This window comes from Kocuria sp. LUK (assembly GCF_021012935.1).
Taxonomy (GTDB): domain Bacteria; phylum Actinomycetota; class Actinomycetes; order Actinomycetales; family Micrococcaceae; genus Kocuria; species Kocuria flava.
The window spans coordinates 137,851-160,284 of record NZ_JAJMZI010000002.1 but is presented as its reverse complement, the minus strand read 5'-3'; the positions used below and the strand labels follow the sequence as shown (position 1 = coordinate 160,284).

The window sequence follows — 22,434 nt, the reverse complement described above, 5'->3', positions numbered from 1 at the left end:
CGGTCCGTTGCCGACGGCGGTCCCGTTCCCGATACTGAGCGCAGGACCGTTTCCGGCTGCAGGACCGTTCCCGACCGCAGCCCCGATCCACCTCCAGGAGGAGCGATGCCCGACCTCCACGACGTCGCCGGCACCATGCTCGCGAAGGCCCTGACCTCGTCCGCCGGCCGCGGCGCCGAGCAGGTGGTGCACGACGGGCCCCTGCGCCAGACCGTGATGGCCCTGCGCGCCGGCACGGAGCTCGCCGAGCACGAGGCCCCGCCCGCCGCGACCCTGCAGCTGCTGCGGGGCCGGGTGCGGGTGCTCAAGCGCGGACAGCTCGCCGAGGAGCTCACCCCGGGCGAGCTGCTCTCCCTCACGGGCTCCCGGCACACCGTCGAGGCCGTCGAGGACTCCGTCTTCCTGCTGACCACGGTCTCGGGGCTGCCGGGCGACACCAACCCGCGGGTGGTCTGAGGCACGGGCCGGAGGGCCGCGGATCGGGGAACCGCGGATCAGAAGGCATAGCGCACCTCGCAGTACGGCAGCTTCCGGTGCACCAGTTCCAGGAACTGCTCTAGGTAGCGCTGCTTGTCCCGGAACCGGTAGCGCACGTTCAGCGCGCCGTTCTGGGACCGCTTCGTCTCCTGGAGGTCGGGCCGCCACAGCACCTCCTCGGCGCGGGGGTGCCACTGCTCGTTGACCTCGTGCAGCTGGGCGTTGTGCGTCAGGAAGATGACCTCCGCCGCCAGCTGCTCCTTGGCCGCGGGGCTCAGCGCGGCGTCGAGCTGGTCGAAGAGCTCCGCCCAGTCCTGCAGCCAGGTGTCGGTGACGATGACGGGGGAGAAGTTCACGTGCACCTCGTAGCCCGCCGCCACGAAGTCGTCGATCGCCGTGATCCGCTCGGGGACGGGCGTGGTGCGGATGTCGGTGAGCTTGGCCAGGTGCGCCGGCATGAGGGAGAACCGCACGCGGGTCCGGCCCTGCGGGTCCCAGTCCAGCAGCTGACGGTTGACGTACTTGGTCGCGAAGGACGCCTTCGCGGTCGGGTGCCGGCGGAAGAGCTCGACCAGGTCGCGGACGTTCTCGCTCAGCAGCGCGTCCACGGAGCAGTCGCTGTTCTCGCCCAGGTCGTAGACCCACGCGGCGGGATCGCACTGGTTCGGCTCCTGCTTGGCCCCCTGCCGGCGGATGTGTCGGTCGAGGTAGCCGGTGATCTGCTCGATGTTCGCGAAGACCGTGACGGGGTTGCTGTAGCCCTTGCGCCGCGGCACGTAGCAGTACGCGCACGCCATGGCGCAGCCGTTGGCGGTGGACGGGGCGATGAAGTCGGCCGAGCGGCCGTTGGGCCGTGCGGCGAGGGACTTCTTGACCCCCAGCACGAGCGCCTCGCGCTTGATCCGCACCCACCGCCGCACGTTGGCCTCGTCGCCGTGCAGCTCGGGGATCTGCCAGTGGCTGGGCACCTCCACCAGGGTCGCGTCCGGCCACCGCTCGAGCACCTCGCGGCCGCGGGGGAGCTCGGCGGCCGCCGGTTCGTAGTAGATGCGGGTGATGTCCACCATCGAGGGGTCGGAGGGCATGGGGTCCAGCGTAGGGGCACCCTCCGACACCGGGTCGGGCCCCGTCGTCGTCCGCAGGAAGGACCGGTGACGGAGGTGGGCGAGCGCGAGGGGGCGCCCGCAGGAACGGCTCACCCGGCCGGCGCCCGCGGAATCCCTGCCGGATCAACAGTGGACTGATCACCCTGGGGCCGGGAGGATGGCCCCATGAGATCCGTATGGCTCGACACCCACCAGGTCCCCTCCGCGCCGGCCGGGACGCTCGAACCCGGCGCCCGCTACGACACCGTGGTCGCCGGCGCCGGCCTCACCGGCCTGGCCACGGCCGTGCTGCTGGCGCGGGCCGGCCAGCGCGTCGCCGTCCTCGAGGCGCGCACGGTGGGGGCGGTGACCACCGGCAACACCACGGCGAAGCTCTCGCTGCTGCAGGGCACCACGCTCTCGCAGATCCGCCGGCACCAGTCCGACGACGTGCTGCGCGCCTACGTCGAGGGCAACCGCGAGGGCCGGGACTGGCTCGTGCGCTACCTGACCGAGCGCGGCGTGCCCCTCCAGCACCGGACCGCGTGGACCTACGCGACGACGACGAAGGGCGCCGCCTCCCTGCGCCGCGAGCTCGAGGCCGCGCAGGCGGCGGACCTGCCGGTGAGCTGGAACGACGAGACGGAGCTGCCCTTCGGCGTCGAGGGCGCCCTGTCCCTGCCCGAGCAGGTGCAGTTCCACCCGATGGAGGTCCTCGGGGCCCTCGCCGCGGAGCTGCGCGAGCGCGGCGGCACCCTCGTCGAGGGGGTGCGGGTCACGGGTGCCGGGCTGCGCTCGCCGCTGACCGTGCGCACCTCCCACGGCTCCGTCGAGGCCGACCGGCTGGTGCTCGCCACCGGCATCCCCGTCCTCGACCGCGGCGGCTACTTCGCCAAGGTCGCCCCGAACCGCTCCTACGCGATGACCTACCGCGTCCCGGGCGCCCCGGCGACGATCCCGCAGGGCATGTACCTCAGTGCCGACGGCCCCGGCCGCACCCTGCGGACCGTGCCCGTCGGGGACGAGGAGCTGCTGCTCGTGGGCGGCAACGACCACGTGACCGGCCGCGGCGGGTCGGAGCAGGCCCGGCTGGACGACCTCGAGCAGTGGACCCGCCGCTGGTTCCCCGGCGCCGAGCGCACCCACGCGTGGGCCGCGCAGGACTACCGCTCCGTCAACCTCGTGCCCTTCATCGGCACGCTGCCCCGCGGCGGCGGGAACATCTATCTGGCCACCGGCTACAACAAGTGGGGGATGTCCAACGCCGTCGCCGCCGCGCTGGCCCTCACCGCGGAGATCCTCGGGGGGAGCGTGCCGTGGGCGCGGATCCTGGGGCGGCGCGTCACCACGCCGGCGGACCTGCTCAGCGCGCTCAAGGTCAACGCCGGCGTGGGCTTCAACGCGCCCAGGGACTGGCTCAAGGCCGAGCTCGCCGAGCTCCCCGGACGCACCCCCGAGGAGGGGGAGGGTCTGGTGGGGCGCGAGCACGGCCGTCCCGTGGCCGTCTCGACGGTCGACGGCGTGACGTGCAAGGTCTCCGGGGTGTGCACCCACCTCGGCGGCGTCCTGCGCTGGAACGACGCCGAGCGCTCCTGGGACTGCCCCCTGCACGGCTCCCGCTTCGGCGCCGACGGCGCCCTGCTGGAGGGTCCCGCCGTCCGCGACCTGCGCCGCGTCGAGGGCTGAGCCGCGCCGGAGCAGACCCCCGCGGCCCGCCAGGTCCGCCGGCACGACGTGCGACGGCCCCCGCCCATCGGGCGGGGGCCGTCGCACGTGGGCGGTCCGGAGCGGACTACTTCTTGCCGGAGGTCTCCTCGAGCTTGAGGGCCACGCCGAGGGCGAAGAAGGTCGGGGCCCACTCACCGGTGAACAGGCCCGTGCGGTCGGCCTGCTCCTTGCTCTTGGTCCGGCCCAGGCTGACGAGCCAGGACGCGAAGGTGATGCCGATGGAGGCGAAGCCCGCCGCGTAGGCGTGCTCGCTGCGGATGCCGAGGTTCTGGATCGTGCTGAGCATGGTGTGCCTCTTTCCTGTCGGAACTGCTGTCGTCCTTGCGGGGCAGGGGTCGTGCGGTCCGGCGCGGCAGCCGCGCCGTGCACGAGTGGCCCCAGTCTCACATGCCCTCCCGTCATTGACAAGCAGACTGACGACTCCGTGCACCTTCCGGGTCGACGCGAGCGCAAATCACGCGCTGACCTGGGGAGACGTCAGAAACTCCGTCACCCCCGCCGGTGTGTCGCTGCGGTGTGGGCCCATTTGGGGTCGCCGGAAACCCTCGTTCGCCGATGCAAAAACGTGTTCTCTCATGCAAACTGATCGGAACCCGACACGCCGGCAGGGGGCCGGCGGCATCGGGACGGCGCAGCACCGACCGGGGGGCCGGCGCGCCGGGGCCCGGTCACGGTGTGGCCGGGCGAGCGAAGATTTCTGGGGGGAAACCATGCTGCCATCCGTCGTCGGCGCTGCGCTCAGCGCCGCCGTGCTCGCCTACGTCCTGTCGAAGGGCACCTATCTCCGGCACGCCCGGGGGATCCGCACCATGCGAGCGGTGCGCAACGGCATCGCCGCCGTCTTCTCGGTGCTGCTGGCGCTGAACGTCTGGTGCGTCGTCGCGATGCCGGAGAACGTGCTGCTCTGCGACATCATCGCCGCAGCCACCCTGCTGGCCACCGCCGTGCTGGCCGCGGTGATCGCCGAGCGCCGCATCCCGGCCCGCGACGTCACCCAGCGGCGCAAGGTCCTGGCCGTGGGCGCGCACCCGGACGACCTCGAGCTGGCCTGCGGGGGCACGCTGGCGAAGCTGGTCGACACCGGCCACGAGGTGCGCGGGCTCGTGATGAGCTCGGGCGAGGTGGGCGGCAACGCCGGGGTGCGCCCGGACGAGGCCCGCCACGGGGCGGCGTTCCTGGGCCTGAGCGCCCTGCGCGTCCACGACTTCCCGGACACGCAGCTCGAGACCGTCAGCAACGAGATGGTCCGGGCGATCGAGACCGCGATCAAGGACTTCGGCCCGGACGTGATCTTCACGCACTCCGCCCACGACCAGCACCAGGACCACTACGCGGTGCACCAGGCGACCCTGCGCGCCGCCCGGGCCCACCACTCGATCCTGTGCTTCGAGTCGCCCTCGGTGACCCGTGACTTCGACCCGTCGGTGTTCGTGGACATCAACGGCTACGTCGACGTGAAGGTCGAGGCCGTGCTCTCCCACCGCAACCAGGCCGGCAAGTCCTACATGACCCCGGGCCGCGTGCGCGGGATGGCGGCCTTCCGCGGGGCGCAGGCGAAGAACTCCAACGCCGAGGCCTTCGAGTCCGTGCGGCTGCTGGGCTCGGCCATCGGCGACCTCTGACCGGGGCCCTCCCGGCGGGGCCGGGCGCCGGGACGACGACGGTCCGGCACCCGGCCCCGCCGCCCGAAGCAGCTCCCGGAGCGGCGCCGGGTGGCGGGGCCGGGCTCCCGAGGCCGCTCGCGGAGCGGCGCCGGCCGGTCCTCCGGCCACGACGGGAGGGCCGCGGCCGTTCCGGGACCGGAGGGCCGCTGCGGCGCCGCACCGCGGTCGCCGGGCTCCGGTGTCCTGCCGGCTCAGGCGCCGCCGCGAACCGGCCCGTCGCTGCCGGCGGGGTACTCCTGCAGCGGTACGCGCCCGTCGTCGAACGCCGCGAGCACCTCCTCGACGATCCGCCACCCCTGCTCAGCGGCGTCCCCGCGGACGCTGAACGCGGGGTCGCCGTCGAGCACCCCGCGCAGCACGCTGCCGTAGGCGCTCAGCCCCGGCTCCGCGGTCCCGGAGGACAGGGTCAGCCGGGACATGCCGCGGGAGTCGAAGGGCCCGCCCACGTTGAGCTCCAGGCCCAGGCGCTCCTCCTCCAGGCCCAGGCGCAGCACGTTCGGGGCGACCCCGCCCCCGTGGGGGAACTGGGCGTAGGCGTGCGGGGGCCGGCGGAAGGTGACCACGACCTCCTGCCGGGGCGAGCCGATCGCCTTGCCGGAGCGCAGCGTGACGGGCACCCCGTTCCACCGCCAGGTGTCCACCTCCAGGGTCACCTGCGCGAAGGTCTCGGTGCCGCGCCCGGGGTCCACCCCCTCCTCCGCGGCGTAGTCCGGCAGGTCCTTCCCGCCCACGTGCCCGGCGGTGTAGCGGCCCCGCACGGCGGTCAGCGCGGGGTCCCCGCCCCAGGGCTTCGTGGCGCGCAGGACGTGGCCGGTGAGCACGGGGATCTCGGCCTGGTCGAAGGACGCGGGCGGCTCCATCAGCAGCAGCGCCATGACCTGCAGCAGGTGGGACTGCACCATGTCCCGCAGCGCCCCGGTCGCGTCGTAGAACTGCGCCCGGCCCTCGAGGCCCAGGGTCTCGTCGAAGACGATCTCCACGGACTCGACGTGCTCGCGGTTCAGCAGCGGTTCCAGCATGCGGTTGGCGAAGCGCAGCCCCACGAGGTCGAGCACGGCGGGCATGCCGAGGAAGTGGTCCACCCGGAACGTGCGCTCCTCGGGCACGAGGCGGCCCACGAGCCGGTTCAGCTCGCGCGCCGAGGCGAGATCCGTGCCGACCGGCTTCTCGAGGGCGAGCACGAGGTCCTCCGGCAGGTCCAGCCCGGCCATGACCTCGCACGCCGCCGCCGTGACGGCGGGGGGCAGGGCGAAGTAGAGGCAGACGGGGCCGGCCACGTCGTCGAGCAGGGCGCGCAGGTCGGACGCGTCGGTGACGTCGCACCGCACCCAGCGCGCGGTCTCCCGGGCGTGCTCGACGGCGGGTCCCTCGGCACCCACGGAGGCGAAGGCCCCGGCGACGGTCCCCGGCCACTCCGGGGCGTCGTCGCGGGCGGTGCCCACGACCTCGACCCGCCGCTCGGGGAACGTGCTCAGCAGCGTGCCCAGCCCGGGCAGGAGCAGCCGCGAGGTGAGGTCGCCGCTGGCGCCGAGGATGACGAGGGTCCTGATGCTGTCCATGCCTGCACGCTATCGCGGTGCCGGGCCGGGGCCGGTGCATCCCCGCCCGCGGGCGGGAAGAGGCCTCCGCCGTGTCGGGCGGGCGGCGCGCGCGGGCCGGCCGAGGATGCCTCGCCGGCTGATTGAATGGCCCCATGAGCGCCGATCACCCCGAGTCCGAGTCCGTTCCCCTGGAGGACTACGCGCTGCTGTCGGACCTGCACACCGGCCCGCTGGTCTCGCGCGAGGGCAGCGTCGACTGGCTGTGCTTCCCGCGCTTCGACTCCCCCTCGGTCTTCGCCGCCCTGCTGGGCGCCCCCGAGGACGGGTGCTGGAAGCTCTCGGCCGTCGACGGCGAGGTGGTCTCCCGCCGGTACCTGCCGCGCACCTTCGTGCTCGAGACCACCTGGCGCACCCCCACCGGCACCGTGGTCGTCACCGACTTCCTCCCCCCGAGCGGGCCCGAGGACCACCCCGACCACGCCGACCTCGTCCGCCGCGTCGAGTGCGTGAGCGGGGAGGTGGAGGTCGAGCACGACCTGCGGATCCGCTTCGACTACGGCCGGGCCCGCGCCTGGACCCGGCGCGTGGACCTGCCCGGCTGCGAGGCGTGCGGGCTGCTGGCCGTCGCCGGGCCGGACGCCCTGCTGCTGACCGGTCCGATGCTGCACGCGGTGCCCGAGGCCCTGCCCGCGCGCCCGGGGGCCGCGGCCGGGGCGCCCCTCGATGCCGGGAACGCAGCGCCGGGGATGAGCCGTGAGGCGGAGGAGCAGCGCCCCGGCGACGGGAACGACGCGGGGCGGCCCGACGACTACGAGGGCGCCGTGGCCGACCGCTTCGGCGGCCGCTTCCGGCTCGTCGCCGGGGAGTCGGCGGACTGGGTGCTCACGTGGCACGAGTCGCAGCACGACGTGCCCGTGCCCGTGGACCCGGCGAAGGCCCTGGACCTGGCCGTGGCGTTCTGGGCCGACTGGTCCTCCCACGTCTCCACGCACCGGCCCCACGAGCAGGACGTGCTGCGCTCGCTGCTCGTGCTGCGGGCCCTGACCCACCGCGGCACCGGCGGGATCGTGGCGGCCCCGACCACGTCCCTGCCCGAGGAGTTCGGGGGCTCGCGCAACTGGGACTACCGCTACACCTGGCTGCGGGACGCCGCCCTGACGATCGAGGTGCTCGTCGCCCACGACTTCACGGACGGCGCCCTGCACTGGCGCAACTGGCTGCTGCGGGCGGTCGCCGCGGACTGGCGTGACCTGAAGATCATGTACGGCGTGGCCGGGGAGCGGCACCTGCCGGAGCGGGAGCTCGACCACCTGGGCGGCTACGAGGGGTCCCGGCCGGTGCGGATCGGCAACGGCGCCGTGGACCAGTACCAGGCGGACGTCGCGGGCGAGGTGATGATCGCCCTGGCCGCGCTGCGGGACGCCGGGGTCGCCGAGGACCGGCACTCGTGGGGGCTGCAGAAGAACCTGCTGCGCTTCTGCGAGCACCACCTCGACCACAAGGACCACGGGATCTGGGAGATGCGCGGGGACCCGGCGTACTTCGTGCACGGCCGCGCCATGATGTGGGCGGCCTTCGACCAGGGCGTGCGCGCCGTGGAGGAGCACGGGCTGAGCGGCCCGGCCGGGCACTGGCGGGCCCTGCGCGACCGGCTGTGCGAGGAGATCATGGCCCACGGCTTCGACGAGGAGCTGAACTCCTTCACCCAGACCTACGGCAGCACGGAGGTCGACGCCTCCCTGCTGCAGCTGCCGCACACCGGCTTCGTGGCCTACGACGACCCGCGGATGCTCGGCACGGTCGCGCGGATCGAGCAGGACCTGCAGGGCCCCGGCGGCCTGCTGCACCGCTACCGCACGGCCTCCGGGCTGGACGGGCTCGCGGGCGGGGAGTACCCGTTCCTGATCTGCTCCTTCTGGCTCGTGGAGCAGTACGCCCGCAGCGGGCGGGTCGACGACGCCGAGGCCCTGCTCGAGCGGCTGGTCGGCTGCGCCAACGACCTCGGGCTCTTCGCCGAGGAGTACGACCCGGCCACCGGCCGCCTCGCCGGGAACTTCCCGCAGGCCTTCAGCCACCTGGGCTTCATCCGGGCCGTCGACGCCGTGGTCCGCGAGCGCGCCGGCGAGGACACCGAGCAGCGCCTGGAGCTGTAGCGGCGGCGCAGCCGGCACCTCCGGCGGCGCCGGGAGCGAGGCCCCCGGCGCCGCGGGACCGCGTTCCGGGTGGGGCCGGAGCGCCGCGGGACCGCGTTCCGGGTGGGGCCGGAGCGCTGCGGGACCGCGTTCCGGGTGGGGCCGGAGCGCTGCCGGACCGCGTCCCGGGTGGGCCGGCCCGCCGCCGGCCGGGGTGGCCGGTCAGGCGCCGCGCGAGCCCGCCGGGACCTGCCGCGTCCCGGGCCGCTGCGCGCGGCGGCGCAGCACAGCGGTCGCCGCGACCACGAGCAGGGCCGCCACGGTGGCGGCGCCGGCCACGAGCATCGAGGACGGCTCGTCGAGGGCCCGTCCCACGGCGATCCACGACAGCCCCCACGCCGAGGCGGCGGCCACGGCCCAGCGGCCGCCGACCCGCGCCTGGACCGCGGCGACCACCGCGGCGAGCACGAGCACGACGACGACGCCGATCCACTCCGCGCCCCGTCCCTCCTGCGGCACGCCGGAGGAGACGAGGGCGGCGGCGACGTTGGCCGCCGTCGCCACGGCGACCCAGCCCAGGTACAGCCCGAAGGTGCAGTCCACGACGATCCGATCGGCGGCCCCGTCCCGGCCGGGCACTCGCTGGAGCCGGTCCACGAGCAGTCCCAGCACCAGCACGAGCGCCACGATCACCACGACGCTGGCCCAGATCCACCCCTGCTGGGTGACCAGCAGCCAGCCGGCGTTGAGCAGCATCGAGGCGGCCGCGAGCCAGCCCGTGGCCCGGAGCCTCGGGTCCGTGGCGCGGGAGGGCAGCCACTGCCGGACGGTGTACGCGGCCAGGCCCAGGTAGATCACCGACCAGATGGAGAAGGCCGGTCCGGCCGGGGCGAGCAGGGTCGCGTCCGCGGCCAGGTCGCCGCCGGAGGACTCCTCGACCCGGGTGCCGAAGATCCCGATGCCCACGAGGGTGCCGAGCACGCAGGCAATCTCGCTGAGAGTCACCACCACCTGGCGGGCGCGGTCGGCGCCGGTGGGCCGGTCCCGGACCTCCGGGTCCTGCGGTCGGGCGGGGGAGGGGGTGGCGCTCATCGGACGGCCTTTCGGTGCGGGGATCGGTGCGGTACGGCGGGCGGAGCGGGCGGCGGGTGCCTGCCGCGCCGCCCTCCACCAGCCTGTCACGCCCCTCGGCCCGGACCTAGAGTGGGCGGATGGACGACAACCGCAGCGGCAACGACCGGCCGGTGGTGGGCCTGCTGGGCGCCACCGGCATCACCGGGCGCACGGCGCTGGCCCACCTCGTCGAGCGGGCCGCGGCGGAGGGGGCGGGCGTCGTCGTCGGCGCCCGGGACCCCGGCGCGGTGCAGGCGCTGTGCGCGCGGCGCGGCCTGCCCGAGCCGGAGATCCTGCGCACGGACATCGCCGACGACGCCTCCCTGCGGGCGTTCGTGCACCGGGCCGACGTGGTCGTGGACCTCGCCGGGCCCTACACCCGCCTCGCCCCGCCCGTGCTCGCCGCGTGCGTGGCCGAGGGCGTCTCCTACCTCGACCTCACCGGGGAGACCGCGCTGGCCCGGCGCACCGACCGCGACCTGCACGAGCCCGCCCGCGCCGCCGGGATCGCGCTCGTGCACACCGCCGGCTTCGAGGCGCTGCCCGCCGACGTCCTGGTGGACGCCGCCCGCCGCCACGCCGCCGCCCGCGGGGAGGTGCTGCGCAGCGCCGACCTCGTCACCTCGGTGCGCACCCCGTCCGGGGCCGGGTTCTCGGACGCGGTCTCCGGCGGAACGCTGCGCAGCCTCGTCGAGATCCTGCGCGACCGGGACCCCGTGCGGCTCGACGACCCCGCCGCCCGCACCCCCGGCCCCCTCGCGGGAGCCGTGCGCCGCACCAGCCCGCTGCGGCTGCGGGCCCGCACGGCCGGAGGGCGGGTGCTCGCGCCGATGAGCCCGCTCGCGGCGATCAACCCGCCGGTGGTGCACCGCACCCAGGCGCTCAGCCCGGTCCCGGGGGCCGCCGCGCACCCGCTGCTGTTCCGGGAGGCCGTCGACCTCGGCCCCGCCGGCGGGGCGGCAGGGCTCCTCCGGCGGGCCGCCGCGCACGCGTCCGCGGCGGGCCAGGCGCTCACCGGCCTGGCCGTGCGGCTGCCGCACCCGGTGCGGGAGCGTCTGGCCGCGGTCCTGGAGCGGGTCCTGCCGGCGGCGGGCACCGGCCCGGAGGGCGACGTGCTCACCGGCTGGTCCTGGCGGACCCGCGGGAGCTTCACCACGCACGAGGGCTCGGCCTTCGCCGGGGTGCTCGAGGCCGAGGGCAACCCCGGCTACGGCACGACCCCCTGGCTGACCGTCGAGCTGGCCCTGCGGCTGGCGCTGCGCGGGGTGCCCGCGCCGGCCCGCGGCTCGACCACGCCCGCGCTCGCCCTCGACGGCGACCTCGAGGCCCTGCGCCCGGCGCGGGTGCGCATCACCGTGGGCTGAACCCACCTCAACAGGACCGGGGGTCCTCCCGGAGGGCGACGTCGTCGATGAGCCAGATCCCGCGCTGCTCGTCCCGGACCATGGTGTAGTCGAGGGCCCAGACGGAGCAGGTCTGCCCCTCGGGGCCGTCGGCCTCGGACTGCTCGGTGCGCACCAGCGTCTGCGCCTCGAGCGTGCCGCCTCCGCCGGTGAGGTCGAGCACCGTCAGTTCCCGCCAGTAGGTGGTGAGCAGACCTTGGCGCCACACCTCCACCCCTTCCATCTCCTCCTGCATCCGGGGCGTGAACAGGCTGAACGCGGCGTCGTACTGGCTGGTGTTGATGGCGTAGCCGTGAGCCGCCAGTGACTGGGCGACCTCGGGGGCGTAGGGATGGCCCGAGGCGACGGTCACATCGATGGAGACGTCGGTCGAGGGTGCGGGAACGCCGGGCTCCACCGGGCACTCCACCGGCGGCACCGGTCGCGGCGAGGCCGCCCACTGGTCGATCATCGGCCGGGCGTCCTCGGCGGAGAGGGCATAGCTCGTGCCCTCCGCCGGCGTGTACTCGTCGACCATCGACATCTTGGCGAAGACGACACCGACCACGTCGCCCTCCACCGAGACCAGCGGGCCGCCGCTGTTGCCCGGATTCACCGCCGCGTCCGTCTGGACGTAGCGGGCGGTGTCGCTGAAACTCTCGACCCGGGGATCCAGGCTGCTGACCACGCCGAGAGCGGCGCTGAACCCGCCCGAGAGCGGATAGCCCAGGGCGGAGACCTCCTGCCCCAGGCGGGGTGGCTCCGCGGTCCAGGTGAAGACGTGGCCTGTCACCGGCTCCTCGATGCGCAGGAGGGCCAGGTCGGCCTCCTCGCTGTAGCCCACCACCTCTGCCTCACGCACTGCCCCCGCCGGGCCCACCTGCACCGAGACGGCGTCGGCGACCACGTGCGCCGCAGTGGCGATGAGGGTGTCGTCGACCAGGAAGCCGCTGCCGGCGCTCGCGCCGTCGCAAGTGGTCGTGGAGATAGGGATGACACCTGTCCCGACGGTCTCGAGGGTGACGGGCCACGTCCCGGGCAGTGTCGGCGGGACGGACGGCGGCTGCGGAGAGACCTGGACCGGCGAGGGGTCCGGACCGGGCCCGGCCGGGGCGGGCGGCGGCGCCTGTGTCACCGGCGGGGCATCGTTCTCCCCGGGATCCGGATCGACCGTGATGCACCCCGAGAGGGCGAGCACGGCGGTGGCCGCCAGGGCGACGGCGGCAGGTCTGCGTGGCGCGTCCATGACGATCCCCTTCCGGACGGCCCGAGGATCGGCACCTCGCCGACGGCGGACCGGCCCTGCGCTGTGCTGTCACGTTAGGGCAGGGCCGGAGCGGGCAGGGGATGTGTCCGATTCTGACGTATCCGCGCAGGTCGGAGCCAAGGCACGAGCCCCCTGTCCGTGTGGGCAGGGGGCTCGTGGGGGGACAGAGGGACTACGGCTTGAGCACCACCTTGATGCAGCCGTCCGCCTTCTTCTGGAACGTCTCGTACATCTCCGGGGCCCGGTCCAGCGGCACCCGGTGGGTCGCGAGGTCCAGCACGCCCAGCGGGTCGGAGGGGTCGTCCACGAGCGGCAGCAGCTCGTCGGTCCAGTAGCGCACGTTGCACTGGCCCATGCGCAGCTGGATCTGCTTGTCGAACAGCGTGAGCATCGGCATCGGGTCCTTCATGCCGCCGTACACGCCGCTGAGGGAGATCGTCCCGCCGCGCCGGACGGCGTCGATGGCCGTGTAGAGGGCCCCGAGCTTGTCCACCCCGGCGGTCTCCATGGCCTTGCGGCCCAGCGGCGACGGCAGCAGGCCGACCGCCTTGTGCGCCGCGCCGGCCACGTGCGAGCCGTGCGCCTCCATGCCCACGGCGTCGACCACCGCGTCCGGGCCGCGCCCGTCGGTGAGGTCCTTCAGCCGCTCGGCGACGTCCCCGGCGGAGTCCATCGTCTCGACGCCGTGGCGCTCGGCCATGGCCCGCCGCTCGGCGACCGGGTCGACCGCGATGACGCGGTAGCCCAGGTGACGGCCGATCCGGGCGGACATCTGACCGATCGGTCCCAGACCGAGCACCGCGAGCGAGCCGCCCTCGGGAGGAGCGGCGTACTTCACGGCCTGCCAGGCGGTGGGCACCACGTCGGAGAGGTACAGGTAGCGCTCGTCCTCGCCGGTCTGCGGCACCTTGATCGGCCCGTAGTCGGCGTGCGGCACGCGCAGGTACTCGGCCTGCCCGCCCGGCACCGAGCCGTAGAGCCGGGAGTAGCCCAGGAACGCCGCGCCGCTGTTGTACTCCCGCACCTGGGTGGTCTCGCACTGGGACTGCAGGCCCTGCTTGCACATGAAGCAGTGCCCGCACGAGACATTGAAGGGGATCACCACGCGGTCCCCCGCCGTGATGTGGGTGACCGCCGGGCCGACCTCCTCGACGATGCCCATCGGCTCGTGGCCGATGATGTCGCCCTTGTCCATGAACGGGCCGAGCACCTCGTACAGGTGCAGGTCGGAGCCGCAGATGCCGGTCGAGGTGATCCGCACGATCGCGTCCGTGGGCTCCTGGATCCGCGGGTCCGGGACCTCCTCGACGCTCACGGAGCGCTTTCCCTGCCAGGTCAGAGCCTTCATCGGTCCTCCTTCTCACGGCCGGCCCCCTGCCGCGCGGGCACGGAAGGTCAGCCTGCTGATCTGTTCGGTCCCGACCGATCCTACTCCCGGGTCTCGCCACGAGGCCAGGGTCGCGCTCCGGAGCGGGCCCGCCCGGGAGTCCGCGGCGGCCTCTCGTCCCGCGTGCACCCCGGACCTGTCGAGCGGCGCGCACCGGTCTCTCTCCCGGAGGGTGCGCCGGACCGGGGGCGCGCGCCCGCCTTGACCAGGAGCGCACGCCGGTTGACGAACGGTGCCGGAAACCCCCGGGACCCTCTTCCCGGGGTGTGCCCCCGGCCACACTGTTCGACACCGGGCCTCGGACGGGAGCGTTCCCGCCGGGCCCGCCGCACCGCTTCCGGACCACCCGAGGAGATCCGTCATGCAGGAGACCACGCTCGCCACCCCGCCGTCCGCGCTGGGGGTCACCCACCCGCTCGACATGCTCACCGCCGCCGAGATCTCCGCCGCCCGGGCGATCCTGGAGGAGGCCGGCCACCTGCGGGCGGCCACCCGGTTCCCCCGTGTGATGCCGGTCGAGCCGCCGAAGGCCGTCGTGCTGGGGCACGCCGACGGCGACGACGACTTCGACCGCTCGCTCGAGATCACGCTGCTGGACACGGACACGGCCGAGACCCGGCGGGCGGTGGTCTCCGTGACCGCCGGGGAGGTCCGCTCGATCGAGACCCTGCCGACGGACCAGCACCCCCACGGGCAGGCGCAGTACCTCTTCGAGGAGTACGACCGGGCGGCGGAGATCGTCAAGGCCGACCCGCGCTGGCAGGCCGCCATGGCCCGCCGGGGGATCGAGGACACCACCCACAGCTTCGTGGCCCCGCTGGCCCCGGGCTACTTCCCGCGGGAGGACGAGACGGGCAGGCGGGTCATCCGCTCCCTGACCTTCCACCGCCGCTTCGAGGGCGACAACCCCTGGGGCCACCCCGTCGAGGGGCTCATCGCCCACGTCGACCTCACGGCGGGCGAGGTGCTCCGGCTCGAGGACGACGGCGACGTGCCGGTGCCGATGGCCGACGCCAACTACACCCCCGAGTTCACGGGCCCGGCCCGCACCAGCCTCAAGCCCCTGGACATCGTCCAGCCCGAGGGCCCGTCCTTCGAGGTCGACGGCACCCACGTCACCTGGGAGAACTGGAGGCTGCGCATCGGCTTCAACGCCCAGGAGGGCCTGGTGCTCAACCAGGTCACCTTCCGCGACGACTCCGGGGAGCAGCCCGAGGACCGCTCGGTGCTCTACCGCGGGTCCGTGCCGGAGATGGTGGTGCCCTACGGCGACACCACGAACACCCGCTTCTGGATCAGCTACTTCGACGCCGGGGAGTACCTGCTCGGCAAGAACGCCAACTCCCTGAAGCTCGGCTGCGACTGCCTCGGGGTCATCCGGTACTTCGACGCGTTCGTGGCCGACGACGAGGGCCACCCGATGGAGATCCCCCACGCCGTGTGCATGCACGAGGAGGACTACGGGATCCTCTGGAAGCACACCGAGCCCGGCGAGGCCCCGCAGGTGCGCCGCTCCCGGCGCCTGGTGATCTCCTACTTCGCCACGATCGGCAACTACGAGTACGGCTTCTTCTGGTACTTCTACCTCGACGGCTCCATCCAGGTGGAGGCCAAGGCCACCGGCATCGTCTTCGCCGGCGCCTGCGAGCCCGGGAGGCCCAACCGCCACTCCAACGAGATCGCCCCCGGCATCCAGGCGCCGGTGCACCAGCACATCTTCTGCGCCCGGCTCGACGTCGCTGTCGACGGCCTGGCGAACCTTGTGCAGGAGGAGAACCTGGTGCGCCTGCCCATGGGTGAGGAGAACCCGTGGGGCAACGCGTTCACCTGGTCGCGCACCGACGTCACCCGCGAGTCCGAGGGTGTGCGCGACGCCGACCCGGAGACCGGCCGGAAGTGGTTCGTCACCAACCCCAACCGCCGCAACCACGTGGGCGAGCCCACCGCCTACCACCTGATCCCGATGCCGGGGCCGCGGCTGCTCGCCGCGGAGGGCTCCTCCGCCTGGAAGCGGGCCCGCTTCGCGACCCACCACCTGTGGGTCACCGCCTTCGACGAGGACGAGCGCTTCCCCGCGGGCACCTACCCGAACCAGCACGCCGGCGGGGGCATCGGCGAGTGGGTGGCCCAGGACCGCCCGCTCGAGAACACCGACGTGGTGCTGTGGCACACCTTCGGGCCCACCCACATCCCGCGCACCGAGGACTGGCCCGTGATGCCCGTGGACTACTACGGCTTCTGGTTCAAGCCCCACGGCTTCCTCGACCGCAACCCCGCGCTCGACCTGCCGGACTGGTCCACCGCCGGCGGGAGGTGCTGCGGCACCGAGGTCGGGGCCGCCGACCCGGCTCCCGCCACGGAGGACGCCCACGCCGTCACCGGCCACGGCGACCGCCCCGCCCACGGCTGCGGCTGCGAGGGCTGAGCCTTGAGCACCGATGTGAACCGCAGCGACCGGGCCGTCGCGCACGGGCACCTCACCGGGAGCACGGGCCTGGAGCGCCGGACGCTGACCGTCCCGTCGCTGGTCTTCCTCATCATCGCGGCCTCCGCGCCGCTCACCGTCCTGGCCGGCGGCGTGCCGTCCACGTTCGCCGTGACCGGCCTGCTCGGGGTGCCCCTGGGTTTCCTCGTCCTCGGGGCGGTCCTCGCCCTGTTCGCCGTGGGCTACGGGGCGATGTCCTCGCGGATCACCAACGCCGGGGCCTTCTACGCCTACGTGGCCGACGGGCTGGGCGCCCGGCAGGGCATCGGGGCCTCCTGGCTCGCGCTCATCAGCTACAACGCGATGCAGATCGGGCTCTACGGGATCTTCGGCTTCGTCCTGTCCTCCTTCCTGGAGGCACGCCTGGGCCTCACGGTGCCGTGGTGGGCGGCGGCCCTCGCCGGGCTCGTCCTCGTCGGGCTGCTCGGCGTGAGCCGGGTCGACCTCTCCGCCAAGGTCATCGCGGTCCTGGTCACCCTCGAGTTCCTCGTGGTGATCGTCGTCGACGTGGTCTCCCTGGGCGTGGCCCCCGAGGGGATCAGCGCCCGGCCGCTGCTGCCCGCCGAGTTCCTCACCCACGGGATCGGCGCCGTGCTCTCCTTCGGCATCGCCGCGTTCATGGGCTTCGAGTCCGCCGCGATCTACAGCGAGGAGGCCGAGGACCCGGCGCGTGCCGTCCCGCGGGCCACCTTCACGGCGGTGGCGGTCATCTCGGTGTTCTACGCCGTCTCCGCGTGGGCCCTGGCCGTGGGCGTGGGCCCGAGCGGGATCGTGGCCGCCTCCCAGCAGCACGGACCGGACCTGGTGTTCGTGTTCCTGGGCGAGCACGGCGGGGTGCTGCTCGCGGACATCGCCCAGGTCCTGTTCATCACGAGCCTGCTGGCCGCCCTCATCGCCTTCCACAACGCGGTGGCCCGCTACTTCTTCTCGCTGGGCCGCGAGAGCGTGCTCCCGCGGTGGCTCGGCGCCGTCGGACGGCGCAACCACGCCCCCGTCGCCGGCTCGCTCGCCCAGAGCGCCCTGGCCGTGGTGCTCGTGACGGTCTTCGTGGTCGCCGGGCAGGGCTCCGAGCTCGGTCCGCTCTTCCCGGTGCTGACCCTGTTCACCTGGCTGGTCAACGCGGGCGCGTTCGGGCTGATCTTCCTCCTGGCCGTCACCTCGCTGGCGGTGGTCGGGCACTTCCGGCGGGATCCGGGCGGGCACTCCGCCTGGGTGCGCTGGATCGCGCCGGGGCTGTCCGCGGTGGGGCTGGGCGCGGTGTTCCTGCTGGTCCTGGTGAACTTCGACGTCCTCATCGGCGCCGAGGGGCCCAGCCCGCTGGCCGTCGTCGTGCCGGCGGTCGTCCTGGGCACCGGGCTCGCCGGGCTGCTCTGGGGCGAGCACCTCCGGCGCCGCCGTCCCGAGGTGTTCGCCGGGGTCGGCTCCGGCCGTGCCGTCGCAGGGGGCGAGTCCGGAGCGCCCCCTGGCGACCCGGGCCGGCCGGACGGGCCCGCCCGGCCCGGGATGCCCGGTGCGCCGGAGGCCGCCGGTGTGGCCGGGGACGCGCGATGACCGCCCTCGAGCCGGCGGGCGGGGCCCTCGGGGCAGGACGCTCCCCGGGCGGGCCCGTGCAGACCCCGGGCCCGCCCGACGGGCCGTCGGGGGCCCGGCGCCACCCGGTCGACCTCCTGCGGGGACGGGGCCGACCGGACGCACCGCGCCCGGAAGAGCGCCGCCGGGCCGGTCTCCGCCGGGCCGATCCCTTGCGGGTGTTGCTCGTGCTGGGCGTGGCCGCCTCCGTGGTCCTGCACGCACGGATGGCGCTCGCCGGGGTCCACGGGCCCGGGTGGTCGGTGCTCATGGGAGTCATGGCGCTGCTGTGCCTGTCCTGCCTGGCCGGACTGGTCCGGGCCGGCGACCCCACCGCCACGGTGCGGATGGTCATGGGCACCGCCCTCGCGATGGCCCTCGGCCACGTGCTGCTCCTCCCGCTGCTGGGCGGGAGCTCCGGGGCGCACGGCGCCCACGCCCACCACGGGGGAGCAGCCCCGGTGGACGCGGCCTCCGGGGCGGGCCACGGCGGCATGCTCCTGGTGGTGGGGGTCGAGCTGGCGGTGGCGGCCGTCGCCGTCGTCCGGACCCGGCGACACACTCAGCGCATTACCTACCAACCGGTCTAATATGGCGACCCACACGTGATGCCGGTCACGGCGCGGACCCCGGTGGCCCGCGCCGTGCCCGAACAGGGGGGATCGTTCGATGGTGCCGACGCCGACGGGACAGGGCCGGACCGCCGCGAGCCCTGAGCTCGTGGAGTCCATCCGGGACTGGTCGCGGCTGACCTCGCGCTCCTTCGTTCCCCTGAGCTGCACGACGAGCGCCGCCCGGACCTTCCGGGCGGGGCTCGTGGGCCGGGAGGCGGGCAACCTGCACGTCTCGCACCTGCGGTTCGCGCCGCACGCGGTCGAGCGCGTCCCCGCCGGCCCGGCGGACACCGGTGGGGGGCGCTTCAAGGTCAACCTGCAGCTCGAGGGGCGCTGCGTCGTCGAGCAGGACGGCCGGCGCAGCGTCCTGAACCCCGGTGACCTCACCCTCTACGACACCTCCGAGCCCTACCGCCTGGAGTTCCCGGAGGAGTCCCGGCTGCTGGTGCTGATGTTCGACCACCACGTCCTCGACCTCCCGCCGGCCGCGGTCGCGCAGCTGCGGGCCTGCCGGCTCGGGCCCGAGGGCGGAGTCCACGACATGGTGGCGTCCTTCCTTGCGTCGATGGCCGACCACATGGACGCCCTGACCGGGATGAACGCCCAGCGGCTGGGCAACTCCGCGCTCGACCTGCTGACGACCTCCTTCAACCTCGAGCTCGACGACCAGGTCGCCGCCTCCCGCCACGAGAAGGACCGGCTGCGGGCGGCCGTGCACGACTGGGTCGAGGCCAACCTGGCCAGCCCCGACCTCGGCCCCGCGACGATCGCCCGGGCTCACTTCGTCTCGGTCCGCCGGCTGCACCAGCTCTTCCGCGACGAGGGCACGACCGTCTCGGCGTGGATCCGCATCCGCCGCCTCGAGCGCTGCCGCCGGGTCCTGGAGGACCCCGCCAGTGCCGCCGTCCCGGTGGCCCGCGTCGGCGCCCGGTGGGGCTTCCCCGACGGCGCGCACTTCTCCCGCGTGTTCAAGGCCGCCTACGGCGTCTCGCCCTCGCAGGCCCGCGCCCGGGCGCTCGCTGCCCGGGGGTGAGGGGCCGAGGGGACTGGGTCCGGAGGTCGGGGCCGGCGTCGAGGCCGGTCCCGGGACCAGGACCAGGACTGGGATCCGACGCGGACCGGGTTCCGGGTCCGGACCAGGAGTCGGGACCAGGACCGGAATCCGACCCGGAGCAGGAGCTGGGCCCGGGCCAGGAGCCGGATGCGGGCCCGGGCCGGACTGTCCCGGACGGGATCAGTCGGCAGCGGTGACGGTGGCGTCGACGAGGATCGGCTCCTCGCCGCGGTCGACGTAGAGCTGCGCGGTCTCCTGGTCGGTGACCGCCTGCAGGGACTCGAAGTCGTCGACCGTGAAGACGTCGCGCTCCTCGACCCTGCCGGTGGCCTCGACCTCGTCGCCGACCATGATGCCCTCCGGCAGCTGCTCGGCCATCACCAGCGTGTCCTCGGCGCCGATGGCGATCACCTGGTGCGCCAGGACCGCCTGTACCTCCCCGGTGAGGGTCATGGTCTCCCCGACGAGCTCCTCGGTGGGCACCCCGGACTGGTCGGCCTGGGTCAACTCGGTCTCCTCGGCGCAGCCCGCCACGGTGCCCGCGAGCAGGAGGGCGGCGGCAGCGGCGGCGGTGGTGCGGGGAAGGCGGCGCATGGTGGTCTCCTCGTTCGTCGTGCGGCGCCCGGCCGGTTCCGGGGGCCGGTGGCGACCGTACGCATGCTGATCGGCGGATCGCCAGCGATCCCGGGGGTTCGCCGGGGTCTCACCGCGGATCGTGACCCTCCCGTGACCCGGGGGACAGGGGCGCCGGCCGGGTGGGCGACGTTCCCGGTGCTGCGGGCCGCGTGGCACAGTGGCGGACATGGAACCCCGCACAGCACAGTCCCCGCGCCGCACCGCCCTGGTCGTCGGTGCCAGCGGCATCGCCGGCTCCGCGGTCGTCGAGCAGCTCACCGCCACCCCGGGCTGGGAGGTGCTCGCGCTCTCCCGCACCCCCGTGCCCGGCAGCTCCGCGCGGCACATCGGCGCCGACCTCCGCTCCCCCGAGGACCTGGCCACGGCCCTGGCCGGGGAGCGGCCCACGCACGTGTTCTTCACCGCCTGGTCGCGCCAGGACACGGAGGCGCAGAACATCGAGGTCAACGCCGGGATGCTGCGCCACCTGCTCGCCGCGCTCGAGCACGCGCCCGTCGAGCACGTGGCGCTGATGACGGGGCTGAAGCACTACCTCGGTCCCTTCGAGGCCTACGGCCGGGGCGAGATGCCCGACACCCCGTTCCTCGAGGACGAGCCGCGGCTGCCGGTGGACAACTTCTACTACGCCCAGGAGGACGAGCTGTGGGCGGCCGCGGACCGGCAGGGCTTCCGCTGGTCCGTGCACCGGGCGCACACGGTGATCGGCCACGCGGTGGGCAACGCCATGAACATGGGGCTGACGCTGGCCGTCCAGGCCGCGATCTGCCGGGAGACCGGACGCCGCTTCGTCTTCCCCGGCTCCGAGGTCCAGTGGAACAGCCTCACCGACATGACCGACGGCCCGCTGCTGGCCGAGCACATGGTCTGGGCGGCCACGACGGAGACCGCGGGCAACGCCGCCTACAACGTGGTCGACGGCGACGTGTTCCGGTGGCGGAGGATGTGGCCCGCCCTGGCCGGGTACTTCGGGCTCGAGTGGGAAGGGTACCGGGGCGCCCCGCGGCCGCTCGAGGAGCAGATGCGCGGCACGGAGGACGTCTGGGCGCGGATCGCCGAGCGGCACGGGCTGGTCGAGCCCGACCTCGCCCGCGTGGCCTCGTGGTGGCACACCGATGCCGACCTCGGCCGCCCGATCGAGGTGCTCGCCGACATGAGCCGCAGCCGGCTCGCCGGCTTCACGGGCTACCGGCGGACCCAGGACTGCTTCACCGCCCTGTTCGACCGCTACCGGGCCGAGCACGTCATCCCCTGACGGCCGCCGACCGGCACGCCCGGCACCCGACCGGCACGCCCGGCACCCGACCGGCGTGCCCGGCACCCGGCGCCCGACCGGCGCCCGACCGGCGTGCCCGGCGCCCGGCCGACAGGGCCCGGGGGCCGGGAGGTGGCCGGGGAGGTGGTCGGGAGGGCGCCGGGTCGACGTCGTGCGGGTGCCGAGCCCGGCCCGGAGCCGGTCGGAGGCGACGCGGGGCCCGACGACGACGGGCAGCGCGCCGGGAGGAACTGACTGCACCACGTGCATCTTTGCACTCCGTGCACCGTTGCACGTAGTGTAAGCACCCGTGACGATCCTGCCCGCCGAGCCCGCACCGGACCGCCCGCCGCACGACCGGCGCGAGGCGGTGAAGTACCACAACCGCCGCGCCATCATCGACGCCGCGGCGGCCCTGGCCGAGGAGCGGGGGCTGGGCGGGTTCACCGTCACCGACCTCGCCGACCGGGCCGGCGTGTCCCGGCGGACGATCTTCAACCACTTCGCTGCCGCCGACGACGCCGTCCACGCCCGCTTCAGCGAGCTGCTCGGGGTCTTCGTCGACAACTTCGCGCGCGTCGTGGAGGCCACACCGCCGCCGGTCGAGCCGAGCATCGGCGCCGTGCTCGAGCAGCTGGCCGACGTCATCGAGCGCACCGAGCTCGTCCCCGCCATGTGCCACATCGCCCGGCTCATGGGCGCGAGCGAGAACAGCCCGACCACCGCGGTGTGGTCGCACGAGGTGATCGAGACCCTCACCGCCCGGCTGGCCGCCGAGATCACCGACCGCGTGCCCGAGGCCCCCACGTTCACCGTGGACCTGCTCGCGACCCTGCTGCTGCACGCCCTGGCCGTCGCGTTCCAGCAGTGGGCCGAGGAGACCGGCGCGGTGGACACCCCCGCGAGCCGCAGCACGTGGCTGCGGGTGCTGCGCGAGGCCGTGGAGCGGCTGCGCCACGGCTTCGCCGACCCGGCCCCTGGCGCCGGGACGCCCGGTACCGAGGCGCCCGGTACCGGGACGCCCGCTCCGGAGGCGCCCCGCCCCTGA

General features: G+C 74.4%; 18 protein-coding genes. 11 read left to right on the top strand and 7 right to left on the bottom strand.

Going from position 1 to position 22,434, the window contains the following annotated elements:
• The first annotated feature begins 105 nt into the window (after positions 1-105).
• Complete coding sequence (locus tag LQU92_RS03530) at positions 106-456, top strand: cupin (RefSeq protein ID WP_230661090.1); 351 nt, start codon at positions 106-108, stop codon at positions 454-456.
• 38 nt (positions 457-494) lie between these two features.
• On the opposite strand, the gene LQU92_RS03525 is transcribed toward LQU92_RS03530, so the two are convergent.
• Entirely contained in the window at positions 495-1,562 is a 1,068-nt protein-coding gene (locus tag LQU92_RS03525) for a spore photoproduct lyase family protein (RefSeq protein WP_230661087.1), read from the bottom strand.
• 186 nt (positions 1,563-1,748) lie between these two features.
• Here LQU92_RS03525 and LQU92_RS03520 point away from each other — a divergent pair, with 186 nt between their 5' ends.
• Positions 1,749-3,248, top strand: a complete 1,500-nt coding sequence (locus LQU92_RS03520) for an FAD-dependent oxidoreductase (protein ID WP_230661084.1) — start codon at positions 1,749-1,751, stop codon at positions 3,246-3,248.
• 106 nt (positions 3,249-3,354) lie between these two features.
• Here LQU92_RS03520 and LQU92_RS03515 read toward each other — a convergent pair whose 3' ends face one another.
• Positions 3,355-3,576: a hypothetical protein gene (locus tag LQU92_RS03515; protein WP_058857507.1), complete on the bottom strand. Its 222-nt coding sequence runs from the start codon at positions 3,574-3,576 to the stop codon at positions 3,355-3,357.
• Between the two features lie 424 nt (positions 3,577-4,000).
• On the opposite strand from LQU92_RS03515, the gene LQU92_RS03510 reads away from it, so the two are divergent.
• The gene (locus LQU92_RS03510; RefSeq protein ID WP_230661082.1) at positions 4,001-4,912 is read left to right on the top strand and encodes a PIG-L deacetylase family protein; all 912 of its coding nucleotides are present in this window, start codon (positions 4,001-4,003) and stop codon (positions 4,910-4,912) included.
• Between the two features lie 233 nt (positions 4,913-5,145).
• Here LQU92_RS03510 and LQU92_RS03505 read toward each other — a convergent pair whose 3' ends face one another.
• A complete protein-coding gene (locus LQU92_RS03505) occupies positions 5,146-6,513 on the bottom strand; it encodes a glucose-6-phosphate dehydrogenase (protein ID WP_230661079.1) in 1,368 nt (455 codons plus the stop codon).
• A 134-nt stretch (positions 6,514-6,647) separates the two neighbouring features.
• On the opposite strand from LQU92_RS03505, the gene LQU92_RS03500 reads away from it, so the two are divergent.
• The gene (locus LQU92_RS03500; protein ID WP_230661076.1) at positions 6,648-8,648 is read left to right on the top strand and encodes a glycoside hydrolase family 15 protein; all 2,001 of its coding nucleotides are present in this window, start codon (positions 6,648-6,650) and stop codon (positions 8,646-8,648) included.
• A gap of 201 nt (positions 8,649-8,849) precedes the next feature.
• On the opposite strand, the gene LQU92_RS03495 is transcribed toward LQU92_RS03500, so the two are convergent.
• Positions 8,850-9,719, bottom strand: coding sequence for a tryptophan-rich sensory protein (locus LQU92_RS03495; RefSeq protein WP_230661074.1), 870 nt, complete (start codon positions 9,717-9,719; stop codon positions 8,850-8,852).
• 119 nt (positions 9,720-9,838) lie between these two features.
• On the opposite strand from LQU92_RS03495, the gene LQU92_RS03490 reads away from it, so the two are divergent.
• Positions 9,839-11,104, top strand: a complete 1,266-nt coding sequence (locus tag LQU92_RS03490) for a saccharopine dehydrogenase NADP-binding domain-containing protein (RefSeq protein ID WP_230661072.1) — start codon at positions 9,839-9,841, stop codon at positions 11,102-11,104.
• Between the two features lie 7 nt (positions 11,105-11,111).
• Here the strand turns inward: LQU92_RS03490 and LQU92_RS03485 are convergent, their stop codons facing one another.
• Positions 11,112-12,368 carry a S1C family serine protease gene (locus LQU92_RS03485; protein WP_230661056.1) on the bottom strand — a complete coding sequence of 419 codons (1,257 nt, stop codon included), beginning with the start codon at positions 12,366-12,368 and terminating at the stop codon, positions 11,112-11,114.
• A 193-nt stretch (positions 12,369-12,561) separates the two neighbouring features.
• A complete protein-coding gene (locus LQU92_RS03480) occupies positions 12,562-13,737 on the bottom strand; it encodes a zinc-dependent alcohol dehydrogenase (protein WP_230661053.1) in 1,176 nt (391 codons plus the stop codon).
• 400 nt (positions 13,738-14,137) lie between these two features.
• Here LQU92_RS03480 and LQU92_RS03475 point away from each other — a divergent pair, with 400 nt between their 5' ends.
• The 4 genes from LQU92_RS03475 to LQU92_RS03460 all read left to right on the top strand — a co-directional run bounded on the left by LQU92_RS03475 (position 14,138) and on the right by LQU92_RS03460 (position 19,477).
• Positions 14,138-16,201 carry a primary-amine oxidase gene (locus LQU92_RS03475; RefSeq protein ID WP_230661050.1) on the top strand — a complete coding sequence of 688 codons (2,064 nt, stop codon included), beginning with the start codon at positions 14,138-14,140 and terminating at the stop codon, positions 16,199-16,201.
• A 3-nt stretch (positions 16,202-16,204) separates the two neighbouring features.
• Positions 16,205-17,812 (top strand): APC family permease, encoded by a 1,608-nt coding sequence (locus LQU92_RS03470; RefSeq protein ID WP_230661047.1) that lies wholly within the window; start codon positions 16,205-16,207, stop codon positions 17,810-17,812.
• 197 nt (positions 17,813-18,009) lie between these two features.
• Positions 18,010-18,420, top strand: coding sequence for a hypothetical protein (locus LQU92_RS03465; protein WP_230661045.1), 411 nt, complete (start codon positions 18,010-18,012; stop codon positions 18,418-18,420).
• A gap of 79 nt (positions 18,421-18,499) precedes the next feature.
• Positions 18,500-19,477: a helix-turn-helix domain-containing protein gene (locus LQU92_RS03460; protein ID WP_230661042.1), complete on the top strand. Its 978-nt coding sequence runs from the start codon at positions 18,500-18,502 to the stop codon at positions 19,475-19,477.
• Between the two features lie 201 nt (positions 19,478-19,678).
• Here the strand turns inward: LQU92_RS03460 and LQU92_RS03455 are convergent, their stop codons facing one another.
• A complete protein-coding gene (locus tag LQU92_RS03455) occupies positions 19,679-20,092 on the bottom strand; it encodes a hypothetical protein (RefSeq protein WP_230661040.1) in 414 nt (137 codons plus the stop codon).
• Between the two features lie 208 nt (positions 20,093-20,300).
• On the opposite strand from LQU92_RS03455, the gene LQU92_RS03450 reads away from it, so the two are divergent.
• Entirely contained in the window at positions 20,301-21,386 is a 1,086-nt protein-coding gene (locus LQU92_RS03450; protein ID WP_230661038.1) for an SDR family oxidoreductase, read from the top strand.
• 310 nt (positions 21,387-21,696) lie between these two features.
• Positions 21,697-22,434: a TetR/AcrR family transcriptional regulator gene (locus LQU92_RS03445; protein WP_230661036.1), complete on the top strand. Its 738-nt coding sequence runs from the start codon at positions 21,697-21,699 to the stop codon at positions 22,432-22,434.

Excerpts from the sequence above, each read along its gene's own strand:
- LQU92_RS03530 (WP_230661090.1), top strand. The coding sequence starts at position 106 with ATGCCCGACCTCCACGACGTCGCCGGCACCATGCTCGCGAAGGCCCTG.
- LQU92_RS03525 (WP_230661087.1), bottom strand. The coding sequence starts at position 1,562 with ATGCCCTCCGACCCCTCGATGGTGGACATCACCCGCATCTACTACGAA.
- LQU92_RS03520 (WP_230661084.1), top strand. The coding sequence starts at position 1,749 with ATGAGATCCGTATGGCTCGACACCCACCAGGTCCCCTCCGCGCCGGCC.
- LQU92_RS03515 (WP_058857507.1), bottom strand. The coding sequence starts at position 3,576 with ATGCTCAGCACGATCCAGAACCTCGGCATCCGCAGCGAGCACGCCTAC.
- LQU92_RS03510 (WP_230661082.1), top strand. The coding sequence starts at position 4,001 with ATGCTGCCATCCGTCGTCGGCGCTGCGCTCAGCGCCGCCGTGCTCGCC.
- LQU92_RS03505 (WP_230661079.1), bottom strand. The coding sequence starts at position 6,513 with ATGGACAGCATCAGGACCCTCGTCATCCTCGGCGCCAGCGGCGACCTC.
- LQU92_RS03500 (WP_230661076.1), top strand. The coding sequence starts at position 6,648 with ATGAGCGCCGATCACCCCGAGTCCGAGTCCGTTCCCCTGGAGGACTAC.
- LQU92_RS03495 (WP_230661074.1), bottom strand. The coding sequence starts at position 9,719 with ATGAGCGCCACCCCCTCCCCCGCCCGACCGCAGGACCCGGAGGTCCGG.
- LQU92_RS03490 (WP_230661072.1), top strand. The coding sequence starts at position 9,839 with ATGGACGACAACCGCAGCGGCAACGACCGGCCGGTGGTGGGCCTGCTG.
- LQU92_RS03485 (WP_230661056.1), bottom strand. The coding sequence starts at position 12,368 with ATGGACGCGCCACGCAGACCTGCCGCCGTCGCCCTGGCGGCCACCGCC.
- LQU92_RS03480 (WP_230661053.1), bottom strand. The coding sequence starts at position 13,737 with ATGAAGGCTCTGACCTGGCAGGGAAAGCGCTCCGTGAGCGTCGAGGAG.
- LQU92_RS03475 (WP_230661050.1), top strand. The coding sequence starts at position 14,138 with ATGCAGGAGACCACGCTCGCCACCCCGCCGTCCGCGCTGGGGGTCACC.
- LQU92_RS03460 (WP_230661042.1), top strand. The coding sequence starts at position 18,500 with ATGGTGCCGACGCCGACGGGACAGGGCCGGACCGCCGCGAGCCCTGAG.
- LQU92_RS03455 (WP_230661040.1), bottom strand. The coding sequence starts at position 20,092 with ATGCGCCGCCTTCCCCGCACCACCGCCGCCGCTGCCGCCGCCCTCCTG.
- LQU92_RS03450 (WP_230661038.1), top strand. The coding sequence starts at position 20,301 with ATGGAACCCCGCACAGCACAGTCCCCGCGCCGCACCGCCCTGGTCGTC.